The sequence below is a fragment of the Affinundibacterium seohonense genome, assembly GCF_014284305.1.
In the GTDB taxonomy this organism is placed as follows: domain Bacteria; phylum Pseudomonadota; class Gammaproteobacteria; order Burkholderiales; family Burkholderiaceae_D; genus Undibacterium; species Undibacterium seohonense.
This window is the reverse complement of the sequence record NZ_JACOFW010000012.1, coordinates 87,003-104,381: the sequence shown is the minus strand read 5'-3', so window position 1 is coordinate 104,381 and position 17,379 is coordinate 87,003. Positions and strand designations below refer to the sequence as shown.

17 protein-coding genes are annotated in these 17,379 nt (G+C 44.9%); 13 read left to right on the top strand and 4 right to left on the bottom strand.

Annotated elements, in window-relative coordinates; genetic code table 11:
* Positions 1-24 precede the first annotated feature (24 nt).
* From nuoI to H8K52_RS11970, 8 genes are all read left to right on the top strand, one after another.
* Positions 25-513, top strand: a complete 489-nt coding sequence (gene nuoI, locus H8K52_RS12005) for an NADH-quinone oxidoreductase subunit NuoI (RefSeq protein ID WP_186889854.1) — start codon at positions 25-27, stop codon at positions 511-513.
* 18 nt (positions 514-531) lie between these two features.
* Complete coding sequence (locus tag H8K52_RS12000; RefSeq protein WP_186923143.1) at positions 532-1,179, top strand: NADH-quinone oxidoreductase subunit J; 648 nt, start codon at positions 532-534, stop codon at positions 1,177-1,179.
* A complete protein-coding gene (gene nuoK / locus H8K52_RS11995; protein WP_186923142.1) occupies positions 1,180-1,488 on the top strand; it encodes an NADH-quinone oxidoreductase subunit NuoK in 309 nt (102 codons plus the stop codon).
* Between the two features lie 78 nt (positions 1,489-1,566).
* The gene (gene nuoL, locus H8K52_RS11990; protein ID WP_186923141.1) at positions 1,567-3,591 is read left to right on the top strand and encodes an NADH-quinone oxidoreductase subunit L; all 2,025 of its coding nucleotides are present in this window, start codon (positions 1,567-1,569) and stop codon (positions 3,589-3,591) included.
* Positions 3,592-3,611: 20 nt separating this feature from the next.
* Positions 3,612-5,105 (top strand): NADH-quinone oxidoreductase subunit M, encoded by a 1,494-nt coding sequence (locus H8K52_RS11985; RefSeq protein ID WP_186923140.1) that lies wholly within the window; start codon positions 3,612-3,614, stop codon positions 5,103-5,105.
* A 28-nt stretch (positions 5,106-5,133) separates the two neighbouring features.
* Positions 5,134-6,612 (top strand): NADH-quinone oxidoreductase subunit NuoN, encoded by a 1,479-nt coding sequence (gene nuoN, locus H8K52_RS11980; RefSeq protein ID WP_222613766.1) that lies wholly within the window; start codon positions 5,134-5,136, stop codon positions 6,610-6,612.
* Between the two features lie 30 nt (positions 6,613-6,642).
* Positions 6,643-6,945: a DUF2818 family protein gene (locus tag H8K52_RS11975; RefSeq protein ID WP_186923139.1), complete on the top strand. Its 303-nt coding sequence runs from the start codon at positions 6,643-6,645 to the stop codon at positions 6,943-6,945.
* 15 nt (positions 6,946-6,960) lie between these two features.
* On the top strand, positions 6,961-7,542 hold the full coding sequence (locus H8K52_RS11970; RefSeq protein ID WP_186923138.1) for an NUDIX domain-containing protein: 582 nt from the start codon (positions 6,961-6,963) through the stop codon (positions 7,540-7,542).
* Between the two features lie 9 nt (positions 7,543-7,551).
* Here the strand turns inward: H8K52_RS11970 and H8K52_RS11965 are convergent, their stop codons facing one another.
* Both H8K52_RS11965 and H8K52_RS11960 read right to left on the bottom strand, forming a co-directional pair.
* Entirely contained in the window at positions 7,552-9,714 is a 2,163-nt protein-coding gene (locus H8K52_RS11965; protein ID WP_186923137.1) for a TonB-dependent receptor plug domain-containing protein, read from the bottom strand.
* A 234-nt stretch (positions 9,715-9,948) separates the two neighbouring features.
* Positions 9,949-11,619, bottom strand: coding sequence for an electron transfer flavoprotein-ubiquinone oxidoreductase (locus H8K52_RS11960; protein ID WP_186923136.1), 1,671 nt, complete (start codon positions 11,617-11,619; stop codon positions 9,949-9,951).
* A gap of 396 nt (positions 11,620-12,015) precedes the next feature.
* On the opposite strand from H8K52_RS11960, the gene H8K52_RS11955 reads away from it, so the two are divergent.
* The gene (locus H8K52_RS11955; RefSeq protein ID WP_186923135.1) at positions 12,016-12,792 is read left to right on the top strand and encodes an SDR family oxidoreductase; all 777 of its coding nucleotides are present in this window, start codon (positions 12,016-12,018) and stop codon (positions 12,790-12,792) included.
* Between the two features lie 68 nt (positions 12,793-12,860).
* Here H8K52_RS11955 and H8K52_RS11950 read toward each other — a convergent pair whose 3' ends face one another.
* Positions 12,861-13,418, bottom strand: coding sequence for a LuxR C-terminal-related transcriptional regulator (locus H8K52_RS11950; protein WP_186923134.1), 558 nt, complete (start codon positions 13,416-13,418; stop codon positions 12,861-12,863).
* A 206-nt stretch (positions 13,419-13,624) separates the two neighbouring features.
* Here H8K52_RS11950 and H8K52_RS11945 point away from each other — a divergent pair, with 206 nt between their 5' ends.
* Together H8K52_RS11945 and H8K52_RS11940 are read left to right on the top strand one after the other, a co-directional pair.
* Positions 13,625-14,323, top strand: a complete 699-nt coding sequence (locus tag H8K52_RS11945; protein ID WP_186923133.1) for a CoA transferase subunit A — start codon at positions 13,625-13,627, stop codon at positions 14,321-14,323.
* A gap of 27 nt (positions 14,324-14,350) precedes the next feature.
* Positions 14,351-14,989 carry a CoA transferase subunit B gene (locus H8K52_RS11940; RefSeq protein ID WP_186923132.1) on the top strand — a complete coding sequence of 213 codons (639 nt, stop codon included), beginning with the start codon at positions 14,351-14,353 and terminating at the stop codon, positions 14,987-14,989.
* A gap of 103 nt (positions 14,990-15,092) precedes the next feature.
* Here H8K52_RS11940 and H8K52_RS11935 read toward each other — a convergent pair whose 3' ends face one another.
* Positions 15,093-15,887 (bottom strand): 3-hydroxybutyrate dehydrogenase, encoded by a 795-nt coding sequence (locus tag H8K52_RS11935; protein WP_186923131.1) that lies wholly within the window; start codon positions 15,885-15,887, stop codon positions 15,093-15,095.
* A gap of 116 nt (positions 15,888-16,003) precedes the next feature.
* On the opposite strand from H8K52_RS11935, the gene H8K52_RS11930 reads away from it, so the two are divergent.
* Together H8K52_RS11930 and H8K52_RS11925 are read left to right on the top strand one after the other, a co-directional pair.
* Entirely contained in the window at positions 16,004-16,867 is an 864-nt protein-coding gene (locus tag H8K52_RS11930) for an alpha/beta fold hydrolase (RefSeq protein ID WP_186923130.1), read from the top strand.
* A gap of 158 nt (positions 16,868-17,025) precedes the next feature.
* The gene (locus H8K52_RS11925) at positions 17,026-17,376 is read left to right on the top strand and encodes a RidA family protein (RefSeq protein WP_186923170.1); all 351 of its coding nucleotides are present in this window, start codon (positions 17,026-17,028) and stop codon (positions 17,374-17,376) included.
* The last annotated feature ends 3 nt before the right edge of the window (positions 17,377-17,379 follow it).

Sequence of the window (17,379 nt, the reverse complement as noted above, 5' to 3'; positions counted from 1 at the left end):
GCCAGCAAATAATGGAAGCAAATAATGGAAGCAATTAAGGATTTCTTTGGCAGCTTAATGCTGCGCGAGTTGATCAAAGGCTTAGCCTTGACAGGTCGCTATATGTTTGCGCGCAAGATTACGGTGCAATTTCCAGAAGAAAAAACACCACAATCGCCACGTTTTCGTGGCTTGCATGCGCTACGTCGCTATCCTAACGGGGAAGAGCGTTGTATCGCCTGTAAATTGTGTGAGGCAGTTTGTCCAGCGATGGCAATCACGATTGAGTCCGATCAGCGTGAAGACGGCTCACGTCGTACTACCCGTTACGACATTGATCTGACTAAATGTATTTTCTGTGGGTTCTGCGAAGAGTCTTGCCCTGTTGATTCTATTGTCGAGACGCATGTTCTTGAGTATCACGGTGAGAAGCGTGGTGATTTGTATTTCACTAAAGAGATGTTGCTCGCAGTGGGTGATCGTTACGAACCAGAAATCGCGGCAGCACGTCAAGCTGACGCCAAATACCGCTAAGACTGGAAGAGCTGAATTATGGATTTTGTTACTGCCTTATTTTATGCATTCTCAGCGATTTTGATTATCGCTGCGACGCAAGTGATTACCGCGCGTAATCCGGTACATGCAGCCTTGTTTTTGGTGTTATCGTTTTTTACAGCCGCTGGTATCTGGTTGTTGTTGAAAGCAGAATTTTTAGCAATCGTGCTGGTGTTGGTTTATGTCGGTGCTGTCATGGTCTTGTTCTTATTCGTTGTTATGATGCTTGATATTAATATGGATAAGATGCGTGAAGGATTCTGGGGGCGATTGCCTTTGGCAGCAATCGTTGGCGTTATCGTCGCATTAGAAATGTCCGCAGTGTTATTGAAAGGATTTTTGCGTCCTGATAACACCGTTCCAGCAGCCGCTAACGAGATTGGTGTAACAAAAGCCTTAGGTATTGAAATCTTTACGAACTACGTATTTGCGTTCGAAGTTGCCGCAGCCATTCTCTTGCTGGCGATTGTCGCGGCGGTGGCATTAACATTGCGCCGTCGTAAAGATAGTAAATATTTTGATCCAGCGGCGGCAGTCAAAGTAAAACGTGCTGATCGTATCCGTATCGTTAGTATGAAGGCAGAGTCTGAACGGGCGAACGCAAAATCAGACGCGCAGACAAATGCAGAAAACACAGGTGCATAAATGACTTTGACACTGACCCATTTTTTGATTTTAGGTGCGATTTTATTCGCAATTTCCATTGTCGGTATTTTCATGAATCGCAAAAACATCATTGTTTTATTGATGTCGATTGAATTGATGTTATTGGCGGTTAACATGAATTTTGTTGCGTTCTCCCATTATCTTGGCGATGCGGCAGGCCAGATTTTTGTGTTCTTTATTTTGACCGTCGCGGCGGCAGAATCCGCAATTGGTTTGGCGATTTTGGTTGTGATGTTCCGTAATCTGGATACGATCAATGTTGAGGATTTAGGTACACTCAAAGGCTAAGCTATTTTTGCTTTGCTGATGTAAAGACAGATTAGATAGTTCGAGAATTTAAAAGAATTAAGATAAAAAAGGGTCATTATGGCGGGGCAACTTAACCCACATTTATTGCTGGCAGTACCGTTAGCGCCACTTGCTGGCGCTGCGATTGCAGGTCTGTTAGGCACCAAGTTTTTCGGCAACGTGGTTGGTCGCAAGGTGTCGCACACGGCGACTATTCTTGGCGTATTGGTTGCGTTTGTGTTGTCCTGTATGACCTTATCCGATGTCATGGCTGGAGCAAGCTACAATGGCACTTTGTATCATTGGATGACGGTTGGTAGTTTGAAACTGGAAGTTGGTTTCCTCGTCGATAGCTTGACCGCAATGATGATGTGCGTCGTGACCTTCGTGTCATTGATGGTGCATATCTACACTGTTGGTTATATGGCAGAAGACGAAGGCTACAACCGCTTCTTTGCTTACATTTCCTTGTTTACTTTCTCGATGTTAATGCTTGTGATGAGCAATAACTTCTTGCAGTTGTTCTTCGGCTGGGAAGCAGTCGGTCTGGTCTCTTATCTGTTGATCGGTTTCTGGTACACCAAGCCAACTGCTATTTATGCAAACATGAAAGCCTTCTTGGTGAATCGTGTTGGTGACTTTGGTTTTATTTTAGGTATCGGTTTATTAGTGGCTTACGCAGGCTCGATGGATTATGCAGAAGTCTTTGCGAAAAAAGCAGAGCTAGCTCCTTTGATGTTGCCAGGCACTGACTGGATGCTGATTACTGTCGCCTGTATCTGTTTGTTTATCGGTGCTATGGGTAAATCTGCGCAGTTCCCACTGCACGTTTGGTTGCCTGATTCTATGGAAGGCCCAACCCCGATTTCTGCTTTGATTCACGCTGCAACGATGGTGACAGCTGGCATTTTCATGGTGGCACGTATGTCACCTTTGTTTGAAATGTCAGATACAGCGTTGAATTTCATCATGATCATTGGTTCTATTACCGCATTGTTCATGGGTTTCCTTGGCATTATTCAAAACGATATTAAGCGCGTGGTTGCTTACTCAACCCTGTCTCAATTAGGTTATATGACTGTGGCTTTAGGCGCATCTGCTTATTCAGTGGCCGTATTCCATTTGATGACGCATGCTTTCTTTAAAGCTTTGTTGTTCTTAGCGGCCGGTTCAGTGATTATTGGTATGCATCATGATCAAGACATACGTAATATGGGTGGTCTGCGTAAGTACATGAAAGTAACTTGGTTTACTTCATTGTTAGGTTCTTTAGCATTGATTGGTACGCCATTTTTCTCAGGTTTCTATTCAAAAGATTCGATTATCGAAGCTGTTATGCTGTCGCATTTGCCAGGTGCTGGCTTTGCTAAGTTTGCGGTGTTGGCGGGTGTATTCGTGACCGCGTTCTATTCTTTCCGTATGTATTTCTTGGTCTTCCATGGTAAAGAAAACTTTGGACATGCACATGATGCGCACGGACACGATGATCACCATCATGGCTTAGCACCAGGACAAAAACCGCATGAGTCTCCAGCGGTGGTTTGGGTGCCTCTCGTATTGTTGGCGATTCCATCTGTCTTCATTGGCTTGTACACGATACAACCTATGTTGTACGGTGACTTTTTTAAAGATGTGATTTTTATTGACCACCACTCACATCATGCAATGAATGAGCTGAAGGCAGAGTTCCATGATTGGAAAGCGATGGCTATCCATTCTCTGCAAACAGCACCATTCTGGTTAGCTGTTGCCGGCGTGGCATTGTCCTACTATTTCTACATGGTGAAACCTTCGATTCCAACCATGATCAAGCAAAAGTTTAGTGCCGTCTTTACACTACTCGACAACAAATACTACATGGATAAATTCAATGAAGTCGTGTTCGCCGGTGGTGCACGTTTATTGGGTGGTGGGTTGTGGAATATCGGTGATAAGGGATTGATCGATGGTTTAGTGGTGAATGGTAGTGCGAAGCTGGTCGGCTTATTTTCTAAATTGATTCGCCTATTCCAGACTGGTTTCATCTATCACTATGCGCTGGTAATGATCTTGGGTGTTTTAGGCTTCTTGATTTATTTCATGCCTCTCCCATTTGTTAAATAAGTGACCATAATAAGATAATCATGATGCTGTCAAACTCTCCATTATTAAGCCTGTCGATCTGGTTACCAATCGCATTTGGCGTTTTCGTATTAGCTTTTGGTCGTGATAAGAATCCTAGCTTGGTTCGTCTCATTGCTTTGGTTGGTTCGCTGTTTAGCTTTGCTGTGACAATTCCAGTAATTCAAGGTTTCGACAATGCCGCGCATGGCATGCAATTCGTAGAACGTATGAATTGGATCGAACGCTTTCACGCTTTCTATGCTTTAGGTGTTGATGGTATTTCTATGTGGTTGGTGCCGTTGACGGCTTTCATTACAGTGATTGTCGTGATCGCAGCATGGGAAGTCATCGAAAAAAACGTTGCGCAATACATGGGCGCGTTCCTTATTTTGTCCGGCCTCATGATTGGTGTTTTCTGTGCCACTGATGGTTTGTTGTTCTACGTATTCTTCGAAGCGACTTTGATTCCCATGTACATCATTGTTGGTGTCTGGGGTGGACCAAATCGGGTTTATGCAGCGTTTAAGTTTTTCCTATATACCTTGCTTGGTTCTTTGTTGACCTTAGTAGCGATTATTTATCTCTACTTTAAATCGAATCAATCTTTCGATATCTTGGCTTGGCATCAATTACCGTTGAGCCTGCATGAGCAAATCTTATTGTTCGTCGCCTTCTTAATGGCGTTTGCTGTCAAAGTGCCGATGTGGCCTGTGCATACGTGGCTGCCGGACGCCCACGTTGAAGCACCAACTGGTGGCTCAGTCGTGTTGGCGGCGATTATGCTGAAACTTGGTGCATACGGGTTCTTGCGTTTCTCATTGCCAATCGCGCCAGATGCTAGCCACTATTTGTCTGGCATGATGATTACGCTGTCTTTGATTGCCGTGATTTATATTGGTTTGGTTGCATTGGTCCAGAAAGATATGAAAAAACTGGTTGCTTATTCTTCCATTGCGCATATGGGCTTCGTGACACTTGGCTTCTTCATGTTTAATGAATTAGCGGTGCAGGGCGCGATCGTGCAAATGATTTCTCACGGCTTTATTTCCGCTGCGATGTTCTTGTGTATTGGCGTTTTGTATGACCGCGTGCATTCACGCGAAATCGCTGATTACGGTGGAGTAGTCAATACCATGCCTAAGTTTGCGGCACTGTTTGTGTTGTTCTCAATGGCAAATTGCGGCTTGCCAGCGACTTCAGGTTTTGTTGGTGAATTCATGGTCATCATCGGTGCGGTTAAGTTTAATTTCTGGATCGGTATGTTGGCAGCAACGGCCTTAATCTTCGGTGCAGCTTATTCTTTATGGATGGTGAAGCGTGTCGTTTTTGGTGCGATTACGCATGACCACGTCGCCAAATTGACCGACTTAAATACGCGTGAATTCTTCATGTTGGGTATCTTGGCAATTGCTGTCATTGCGATGGGTGTCTATCCAGCGCCGTTCACAGATGCGATGCAAGTCTCCGTGGCTGATTTGTTGAAGCATGTCGCAACATCTAAAATTGCTCCATAGTCGTCATTAGAAATTAGAAATCAATAATATGAACCTGATTCCACCATCACTTTATCCAGAAGTATTTCTGCTAGTGTCAATCTGCGCAATTTTGCTGATTGATATGTTCCTGGCCGATGACAAGCGAAATATTACCTATGCACTGAGTCTGTTATCGCTCGGTGTTTGTGGTGTATTGACTATGAATGGGACGACAAGCGGCTCGGTTTATCTGAGTAACAATATGTTCGTTTCAGACGCAATGTCGAATTTATTGAAAATGTTTAGTTACATTGCGGTTGGTGTGACCTTCATCTATGGCCGCCAGTATGCAACTGACCGTGGCATGACGAAAGGTCTGCTAGGTGGTGAATTTTATGTTCTGGCGTTGTTCGCTTTGTTGGGCCAGATGGTGATGATCTCTGGTAATAATCTTTTGATTATTTATCTTGGTTTGGAATTAATGTCTTTGGCTTTGTATGCGTTGGTTGCATTGCGTCGCGATCACACTGCATCGACTGAAGCAGCGATGAAGTACTTTGTGCTTGGTGCTTTGGCTTCTGGTTTCTTGTTGTATGGTATTTCGATGTTGTACGGCGCAACAGGTACCTTGAATTTAAATGAAATGTCCAAGATTGCCGCGTCTGCGACGGCAAATAAAACGATCCTAGTTTTTGGTATCGTGTTCTTAGTTGCAGGACTCGCGTTTAAGTTGGGTGTTGTTCCATTCCATATGTGGGTTCCGGACGTCTATCAAGGTTCTCCTACTGTCGTTACCTTGTTATTGGGTGGTGCGCCTAAATTGGCGGCTTTTGCTATCACCTTCCGCTTATTGGTAGAGGGGCTGTTTCCGCAAGTGGTCGATTGGCAGCAAATGCTGATGGTCTTGGCGGTCATGTCGATGGCGATTGGTAATATTACCGCGATCGCACAGACCAATTTAAAACGGATGCTGGCTTATTCCACGATCTCTCAAATGGGCTTCATGCTCCTCGGCTTCCTCTCAGGCGTGTCAAATGGCAACATCACGCTAGCGGGCGAAGCGTATAGCGCGTCGATGTTCTATGCAATCACCTATGTAATGACAACTTTGGGTACCTTCGGCATTATTTTGTTGTTGTCGCGTGCTGGATTTGAAGCAGAAAACATTTCGGATCTCAAAGGCCTGAATAAACGTAGTAAATGGTTCGCCTTTATCATGTTGCTGTTGATGTTCTCGTTGGCAGGTATCCCTCCATTAATGGGCTTCTATGCGAAGTTGTCGGTATTGTCATCGGTAGTAGCTGCTGGTCAGGTTTGGTTAGCTGTATTGGCGGTTCTGTTCTCATTGATTGGTGCGTTCTACTACTTGCGTATTGTTAAAGTCATGTACTTCGATGAGCCAGTTGACACATCACCGATCGTTGCTCACATGGACCTGAAAATAGTTCTCAGTGCAAATGGTTTAGCAGTTTTAGCTCTGGGCATCATGCCAGGGACATTATTGCAAAGCTGTATCGATGCCATCAAGAGTAGTTTGGCGTCTTAATTTTTCATCCTCATATAAAAGAGAAGTGCTTTGAATACATCACTATCTAGTTGGCTTGTGATTATTGTGGCACTTCTTGCCGCTAGCCTGCCGTTTGTCACAGAGCGCGTCTTCGGCTTAATCCGTTTAAGTCGTGAAAAGACAGTCTGGTTGCGCTTAGCCGAATTGATCGTCTTGTATTTTGGCGTTGGTGCTTTAGGCTTTTTACTGGAAGCAAACGTTGGTAATCGATTTGAACAACGCTGGGAATTTTTCGCGATCACGGTTTGCTTATTCACTGTGTTTTCTTTTCCTGGTTTCGTCTATCGCTATCTTCTCAAACGCGCTACCTAAAAATTCATACCAAACATGAATATCCTTGATCTCGCTCCAGATCAAAATCCCCAATTAGCCGAAATTAAAGTTGATAGCCAACGTGTCTATCAAGGTAGTTTCCTGCACGTAGAAAAAGATACGGTCAGACTGCCAGATGGGAATCTGGTCACGCGTGAATACATCAAACATCCTGGTGCGGTCGTGATTCTGCCATTATTTGAAGATGGCACAGTCTTGATGGAACGCCAGTTTCGCTATCCACTCAATCAAGTCTTTCTAGAATTCCCCGCCGGAAAGATTGATCCAAACGAAGACTCTTTAGTTTGCGCAAAACGTGAGCTCAAGGAAGAGACAGGCTACACCGCCACTGATTGGCAATTCCTCTGCACTATCCATAATGCGATTGCCTATGCAGATGAACATTTGGATATTTATCTGGCACGTGGCTTGATTGTAGGTGAGGCAAAACTCGATGAAGAAGAGTTTCTAGAAACCTTCACTGCGCCAGTATCCGAAGTCTTGGAATGGGTCAAATCAGGAAAAATCACCGATGTGAAAACCGTCATCGGTGCATTTTGGTTAGATAAAATTCTTAAGCAAGAATGGTCAGTGTGAACTACCTCATCACAATTTCATTTCTATCGTGACCCCAAATTGCCTGAACGAAGGGGAAAATTCCTGATTCGTGGTTTTGAGCTTACTGCTGACATATTGTTGGATACTGAGGTTGTCTTGCGCTAGCAAATTTCTCACAACAAATCGCATTGTGGTCTCCTTGTTCCATTTCCACTTCACAAATGCATCCAAACGGCGACTCACACTACTGTAGCGACTGTTTTTTCGGGATAATTGAAATCGACCGCCGCTTGTGAAGGTATAGGACGCGCCACCTGACCAACTATCATTCGCTTTGTAATCTATCCCAGTGTTGGCAGATAAACGTGCTTGCTGCGCAAACCGATTATTGGGTGCAGGGACATTATCAACAGACGACCAATTGCGGGCGGCATTCGCTCTGAATTCAATATTTTTGCCACCTTCGAATAACACTGATAAGGGAAATTTGGTGTCGAGTTCGATGCCATGCGCTTGTGCATCACCATCATTGACGGGCATATCAACCCAGCGTTGATTGATCTCACTAATCTCCCGGCGGATGACGTTTTCAATCTTTTTAAGATAGGAAGTCACACTGTATTTCACACCATTATCACCAAAATGTTCAAACCCCGCATCAAGACCTAAGGCTATTTCTGGTTTTAAAAATGGATTGCCACTTCTTTCTGGAAATGCAGACTGATTGTTTAAGCCTGTAAAATTCGTCGGAATTAAGTCTGCCGCATCCGGATTTTTAAAGCTGCGAGCAATTGCCAGCCTGACTTGATTTCCCTTACTATCTGGCAGCTTCCACAAGCTCTGCAATATTGGACTTAATACACTAGTGTTATTTTTAAACTGGCTAAAATTATCGCCCGATCCTTTGGTCTGAAACATTTCCCAACGCACGCCCAGATAGTTTGACCAAGTCGGCGTAGTTTGCCATTCATCTTGTACATAAAATGCTGCGCGCTGAATTTGCACTTGGCTCTTATCGTTCAAGTCCTTAGCTTGTATCGCAGTTTGATCATTCTTTTGGTTTCTACGACTGTCAGAAGCGCTGAAAGCACTATCCCATCCACTTTTAATAATGTGTGTTTTGGCGAGCGAAGTCACGTAACTTCCTGTTGATTTCCAATCCTGATGCGTTTCATTAATTTGTGTTTGTCGTGTTAGGGGTAATGTGGAATTGGTATTCAAAGTTTGATCTGAACCTGCTATTCCAAGACTGAAATGATTAAAACCAAGATTGAATTTGAGTATAGACTCATTGCCAAATTCATTGGCTAAACGACGCTCCCAATTGAGCTGAGAACCCAGTGCTTTTCTATCGTCATGTGTCCTTGTCTTTTCATTACAAAATGCCCACTCGGTGAAATCACTTCTCGATACTTTTTGATAAAACACGTTATTCTTTAAAGTCAGGATATCGCCATTGCCTAATACCCATGTAAAACGCGGATCGATAATGAGTCCTGGGTATGATGTTTTTGTTTGCAATCGTGCGTGTTGTGTTGAAGCTTGTGTTTTTGAGTCATCCCATTCATTCAACTCTCTTTCTTTGGCCGCCGAGAAAGTACCTCCCAAAATGCGAACACTAATGCCGTAGGAAAATTGGTCGCTCTTATCCGATTGAATAAAATTGATATTCCTTAATGAATCGGTCGGAGATCGATTTAGACTCATCATTAAATCGCGGCTTGTCGTCTCTATCTTCTTCATCACGATATTAATGGTGCCGGCGATGGCACTTGTGCTCATATCCGCCGTGCCAGAACGTAGGATTTCTATGCGTTTAATCTGATTAACATTGATCGTATCGATGCTCATGCCTCTTGGCAGCGGCTCGCCATCAATAAGAATCTGCGTGTATCCATTGGCTAGACCTCGCATACGAATCTCACTACCGCTGACGGTAATGCCTGATTGCCGTTTGAGAATCTCCGCGATATTGGATTCACCATATTGCTTAATTTCTTCTTCCGTCACCACGATTTTTGTGGCAGTGTCCTCGCGCCGCGCATCATACTGCTTGGCCGTGATCTCTACCCTTTGTTCTTGTTCAGATTTTGCTGGTGGTTTGTTCGCGAGATTTTCTTGTGCATGTACCACATGGGCACTGCATACATAGCTCAATATTGAGCACGCTAAAATCTGGTGGTGTAGGGAGGCGGAGTAAAAGACAGGCATAAAAAATCGTTTCAAGAAAGTGATGCAATTTTTAACAATATCACATTGTATTATCTACAACTAGATTTTTTTGACTATGTTGGCATGTTTGTTTTTGCTTTATAGACTGTTTCTTAAAACTTTGGAAAGACGTGAAGAAATATGCACATTAAAAAGCAAAAAAACCGCTAAAAAATAGCGGTTTTTAAGTTACTTCAATGAGTCGAGATCTACATAAAGTCACTCAACAACAAATCACATACTAGGATAATTCGGACCACCGCCACCTTCTGGCGTGACCCACACGATATTTTGCGTCGGATCCTTAATATCGCAAGTTTTACAGTGCACACAATTCTGAGAATTAATTTGTAGACGATCTGCACCTTCATCGGTTTTTACATATTCATACACACCAGCAGGGCAGTAACGGCTTTCTGGTCCAGCATATTTCGCTAGGTTGATGTTGACCGGCACGCTGGCATCTTTCAAAGTCAGATGAATAGGCTGATCTTCGGCGTGATTAGTGTTGGAGATAAATACGGAAGACAAGCGATCAAACGTCAACTTGCCATCTGGCTTAGGATAGTTGATCGGTGTGAACTCAGAAGCCGGGCGCAGGCAAGCATGATCTGGCGTGGAGTGGCGCAAAGTCCATGGTGCCTTACCACGCAATAACACTTGATCCAACCAGACCAATGGCGAACCGTAAGCGCCTTTTTTCAGTAAATTCTTGACGTTACGTGCGACGTGCAATTCTTCATGTAACCACGATGCTTCAAATGCGCTTGTATAGGCTGTCAACTCATCATGTTGACGTTCTGCACCCAAGGCTTCAAAAGCAGCAGTTGCTGCTAACATGCCGGTTTTGATCGCAGCATGACTACCTTTGATTCGGCTCATGTTCAAGAAACCAGCATCGCAACCGATTAATGCGCCGCCAGGGAAAGTGAGTTTAGGCAGCGATTGCAAACCGCCTGCAGTGATTGCACGTGCGCCATAAGAAATGCGCTTGGCACCTTCGAAGAAACCACGAATCGTTGGATGCGTTTTGAAGCGTTGGAATTCTTCAAATGGTGAGATGTAAGGATTTTCGTAAGCGAGACCGACCACATAGCCAACCGCGACTTGATTGTTCTCCAAGTGATACAGAAAAGAACCCGCGTATTCACTCATCATCGGCCAGCCTGTCGTATGCACGACTAAGCCTTCCTGATGTTTGGATGGATCGATCTCCCATAATTCTTTAATGCCGATACCGTAAGACTGCGGATCTTTACCTTTATCCAGCTCGTATTTTGCAATCATTTGTTTGCCCAGATGACCACGTGCGCCTTCTGCAAACAAAGTGTATTTCGCATGCAACTCCATGCCGATCTGGAATGATGGAGAGGCTTCACCCTCACGGTTCACGCCCATATTGCCAGTTGCCACACCCTTGACAGAGCCATCCTCATTGAACAGAACTTCCGCAGCGGCGAAGCCCGGGAAGACTTCTACGCCCAGTGCTTCGGCTTGTTGCGCTAGCCAACGTGTGACGTTAGCTAAGGAAACGATATAGTTGCCTTCATTATGAAAGCATTTTGGCACTAACCAATTCGGTGTTTTGAATGCGCTATTTTCCGTTAAAACATAGATACGATCTTCTGTGACTGGCGTATTGAGTGGTGCGCCGAGTTCTTTCCAATTTGGGAAAAGTTCGGTCAAAGCAATTGGATCCATAATCGCGCCAGACAAAATATGCGCACCGGGCTCGCCACCTTTTTCCAAGACCACGACAGAAACTTCTTTGCCACTTTCTGCCGCTAATTGTTTGAGCTTGATTGCCGCAGATAAGCCAGCGGGGCCGCCGCCGACGATCACAACATCATATTCCATGGCATCGCGAGGACCGTATTCTTCTAATAATTTTTGTGAGGTAGTCATAATTGTCAGGGCTTTCTAAATGGATTGCTTCGCTAGCTAAAGTTGATGCACGATCTTATGGGGACTCACGCAAATGTGCAAGGTGATCGACTAGTGGTGGATTTCTAATGCTAGTTTGTTGTTGTAATTTGAATTGACATCAAGAGCGGAATTATCCCAGATTTTCTAGATCATGCCTGCATTCCACCGCTGATGAAACTGCGATTTGTGTCCCGAAATGGCGGTTTTTCTAACAAAAGCTTGATTATTATCTGACCGCGATTGTGGCAAATCACCATCAGCTTGTTGATTGCGAGTATGATTCGATCCAACTTGTGACATCAGTTGTTGAGCAGATTAGCCCGAAAAGTGGATGAAGCGAACAAAGAGTGAACCGATTTTTAGTTGGAGATGACAATGGGAATTGAAGTAAATTTCGAAGGTAAAGTGGCCTTGATAACTGGCGCCTCAAGTGGATTGGGCGCACGTTTTGCAAAAGTGTTGGCGATGGCGGGCGCACAGGTCGTGTTGGCCTCAAGACGGATAGATCGCTTGAAAGAGTTGCGTGCTGAAATTGAAGCAGAAGGCGGTGCTGCGCATGTGGTGGCTTTGGATGTGACCGATTATGCGAGTATTAAATCAGCGATTGCGCATGCAGAAACTGAGGCTGGTCCAATTGATATTTTGATTAATAATTCTGGTGTTTCAACACAACAGAAATTAGTCGATGTGACACCAGAAGATTATTCTTTTGTGATGGATACCAATCAACGCGGTTCATTTTTTGTTGCGCAAGAGACGGCGAAACGCATGATTGCTCGCTACAAAGGCGACCACAAGAAACAACATCGCATCATCAATATTGCATCGGTAGCCGGTTTGCGCGTGATACCGCAATTAGGTATCTATTGCATGAGTAAAGCGGCCGTGGTGCAGATGACGAAAGCGATGGCGGTTGAATGGGGTAAGTTCGGTATCAATGTGAACGCGATTTGCCCGGGCTACATCGAAACAGAGATCAACGAAGATCATTTCAGAACTGAACAAGGCAAAAAGCTAATTGACATGTTGCCGCGTAAGCGCGTTGGTACTCCAGAGGATCTAGACGGTTTGTTGTTGCTACTGGCGGCAGAGGAATCTCGCTTCATTAATGGTGCGATCATGTCTGCTGATGATGGATTGAGTGCGTCGTAGGCTTCCACTTATCTGAAACAAAAAATACCCACACTGCGAGGTCTGGGTATTTTTTTTGTCTTTGGAAATTAGCCAATTCGTAAGAGTTTGTTAATTAGCTCGCTGGATGTGGTGGCATTAAGTTTTTTCATCAATTTAGATCTGTGCATTTCCACTGTGCGTGGGCTTAAATTCAAATTGCGCGCGATTAGTTTGCTGGTTTGACCATCGGCTAGTAACGCCGCAATCTCACGCTCTCTGGTCGATAATTCCTGTGAAACTTTACGCTTGGCACTCAAGTCGTCAAAAGTCCAGATGCCCGCCGCATGCGCGTCGTTGGGATGCAATGAACGTCCGGTTACGTGGCACCAAAATAGTTCATGATTGGCGCGTTTCATAATGCGCTCATCCGAATACGTGCCGGTTGCATTGATGATAGGCACGATGCGCGCGCCGGTCCGTTCAAATTCATCCGAGCTAGGATACAAGATCAAAAATGACTGTCCAATAAGATCATCTTGAAGATAGCCAAACATCGCCGCCAAAGCTTGATTGCAAGCGGTAATGCGACGATTTTGTGAGACACACATGCCGATGGGGGCCAACTCAAAAATACTCGCAAAGTCGATGGGCGGGGCAGTGGACATAGATGGATTGGAAAGAAATGGCTGGATACGATTTATGAGCTGCATAGAATACAACGAAGCGACTATTCTGGCGAGAGTTAGCAAACAGGTTGATGCCTTGCTGCATATTGATTGTGCAATTATCAGATAGTAGTTCTACGGTATTGCATTGTCCCGCATAGCACTCTATGCTTGATTTTTTTTGTACACCTAGAAAAGGGAGACGTATGAATAAGCTTTATCCTGATGCTGCAACGGCACTGGCTGATATAGTCAAAGATGGTCAAACCATTGCGGTTGGTGGTTTTGGTTTGTGTGGAATTCCAGAAGCGCTGATCGGTGCTTTGCGCGACAGTGGCAAGAAAAATCTGACGGCGATCTCCAATAATGCGGGTGTCGATGGTTTTGGTTTGGGTCAATTGTTGACGACTCGTCAAATCACCAAAATGATTTCTTCTTACGTTGGTGAAAACAAAGAATTTGAACGTCAATATCTGGCAGGTGAATTGCAATTGGAATTTACGCCACAAGGTACTTTAGCTGAAAAATTGCGTGCGGGCGGTGCTGGCATCCCAGCATTTTTCACGAAGACGGGTGTCGGTACTATTGTCGCCGAAGGTAAAGAAGTGCGTGAGTTCGATGGCGAACAATATGTAATGGAACGTGCTTTGGTCGCTGACGTGTCCTTGGTGAAAGCGTATAAAGCTGACAAGGCAGGTAATTTGGTTTACCGCAAAACGGCGCGTAACTTCAATCCCAACGTTGCCATGGCGGGCAAGATTACGATTGTTGAAGTCGAGCATTTAGTCGAAATTGGCGAGATCGATCCGGATGAAGTTCACACACCTGGCATCTACGTTCATCGTATCGTTGTCAACGCGAATCCAGAAAAACGCATTGAACAACGCACTGTAACGCCTAGCTAATCACAGAATAAGAAAGAGGACATCATCATGGCATGGAATCGTGACGAAATGGCTGCACGTGCAGCGCAAGAATTACAAGATGGTTTTTACGTGAACTTGGGAATTGGTTTGCCGACCTTGGTGGCAAATCATGTACCTAGTCACATGGAAGTGTGGTTGCAGTCCGAAAATGGTTTGCTTGGTATCGGCCCGTTCCCAACAGAAGATCAAGTGGATCCTGATTTGATTAATGCCGGAAAACAAACGGTCACAACATTGGCAGGCTCCTCGATTTTTAGCTCCGCTGATTCCTTCGCGATGATACGCGGCGGTAAAATCAATGTGGCGATTTTGGGCGCGATGCAAGTATCCGAAAGAGGCGATCTCGCGAACTGGATGATCCCAGGAAAAATGGTCAAAGGCATGGGCGGCGCAATGGATTTGGTCGCTGGTGTTGGTCGCGTTGTGGTCTTGATGGAACATGTGGCTAAAGGCGATGCGCACAAGATTTTGAAAGCCTGTAATTTGCCATTGACCGGTGTCGGTGTAGTCGATCGCATCATCACGGATTTAGGCGTGATCGACATTACTGCGACAGGTTTAAAGCTGGTTGAATTGGCACCTGGTGTGACGAAGGAAGAAATTCAGGCGAAGACCGAAGCTGCAATTGATATGAGTGCTGTGTAATTAACGAACTTAGTTTTCTCTGTTTGTCGCGTACAAAAAATAGCCTGAGACAATTCTGTCTCAGGCTATTTTTTTTGTTTAAATTCTTTCGATAAGTTCTGGGTTATTGCGCAACCCAGCCACCATCCATGTTCCAAGCAACGCCGCGAATTTGGGTGGCTGCATCACTGCAGAAAAATACCGCTAAAGCACCCAACTGTTCAGGCGTGACAAATTCACCTGATGGTTGCTTTTCTGAGAGTAGGGATTTTTTTGCTTCATCATTGCTGATGCTATCGCGTTCCGCGCGGGCATCGACTTGTTTCTGCACCAGTGGGGTTAATACAAAACCTGGACAGATCGCATTGCAAGTGATTGCGCTGTCAGCGGTTTCTAAGGCGGTCGTTTTAGTGAAGCCAACCAAACCATGTTTAGCGGCGACATAGGCGGATTTTTGCGCGGAGGCGACCAAGCCATGTACAGAAGCGACGTTGATAATTCTCCCCCAATTTTTCGCACGCATCGACGGTAAAGCCAGACGGGTTGTGTGGAAGGCGGATGTTAAATTGATCGCGATGATCGCGTCCCATTTTTCAACTGGAAAATCTTCAATCGCTGCCACATGTTGGATGCCTGCATTATTGACGAGAATATCAACCCCGCCAAAATCGCTTTGTGCTTGCGTCATCATGTCGGCGATTTGATTCGCTTGGGTCATATCTGCGCCGGAATAGCTGGTTTTGACCTGAAATTCTTGCTCAATGGCTGTGCGTAAATTCGCAATCTCTTGCGCGTCACCGAATCCATTCAAGCATACGTTCGCACCTTCGGCAGCGAGTGAACGGGCGATTCCCAAGCCAATTCCAGAAGTAGATCCTGTGACTAAGGCAGTTTTTCCGACAAGTGATCGAGATTGCATGCTGTTTCCTATAGAAATTTCAAAAATAGTGAGCAAAAAAAGAAGTTCACAAGGATTTTATGCTAAACCCTCGGTAAAATGGCAGCTTACTTTCTCAATCCGACAAAGAATTTTTTATGATTGTTAATCGTCAATCCGTGCAGTGCATTTCTCCTGCTGGTCTTCATCGAATGTCGTATAAAGAATGGGGCGATCCGAAAAATCCTAAGGTGCTCATTTGCGTGCACGGCATTACCCGCGTGGCGGATGATTTTGATGCTTTAGCGGCTGCTTTGCAGAATGAATATCGCGTGATTTGCCCAGATGTCGTCGGACGCGGTCAATCCGAATCTTTACCAAATCCCCAGCTTTATCAAATACCGCAGTATGTGAGCGATATGGTGACATTGCTGGCCCGTCTAAATCCACAAACGGTAGATTGGTTTGGTACATCGATGGGCGGACTAATCGGTTTGATTTTGGCATCGATGGAAAAAAATCCCATCCGCAAATTGATCTTAAATGACGTTGGTCCGAGCTTGAATTTTGACGGATTAAAACGGATTGGTGAGTTGATCGGGCAAGATGTTCGTTTTGATACCTTCGCAGAAGGTGCTCAGTTTATTCGTGAAGTGTCGAATTCCTTTGGGCCACATTCTGAGGCGCAATGGGATAAATTGGCACGCGATGTATTGAAACAAAATGCGGATGGAAAATGGGTGCGTCATTATGATTTGAGTTTGGCCATTCCAGTGCAAGCAACTACCTTGGAAACTGCTGCCTTCGGAGAGAAAATGTTGTGGGCGGCTTATGATGCGATTCGCTGTGAAACATTGTTGGTGCGTGGCAGTGAATCTGATCTGCTCAGTCCTGAGACCGCACAGCAAATGCAAAGTCGTGGACCTCGTGCCCAACTTGTTGAAATCGCTGGTGTTGGACATGCGCCCACGTTTGTGCAGCCAGATCAAATTGCGATTGCAAAAGATTTTTTATTGAGTTGATGTACTGAGTTGATGTACTGAGTTGATGTACTGAGTTGATGTACTGAGTTGATGTACTGAGTTGATGTACTGAGTTGATGTACTGAGTTGATGTACTGAGTTGATGTACTAGGTTGATCTATTAAGTTGATTTACTAAGTTGTTTCTTTTGGAGTTAGATTGCTATGCAACGTTTTCATGTTGGACCACGTTTGTCCGAGTTTGCCATTTTCAACAAGACAGTTTATCTCGCTGGGCAGGTTCCAGAAGATACGAGTCAAGACATCGTCGGACAAACCAATAATGTCTTGGCGCAAATAGATCGTCTGCTAGAAGAAGCCGGTAGCGACAAATCACGCATCTTAATGTGTCAGATTTTTATCACCGACATGGCCAATATGGCTGGTATGAATCAGGCATGGGATGCTTGGGTTCCTGCTGGTAATACGCCACCGCGTGCGACTGTTCAAGCAGCACTGGCCAATCCAGAATGGTTAGTTGAAATCGTCGTTACTGCAGCACAGAAATAACAT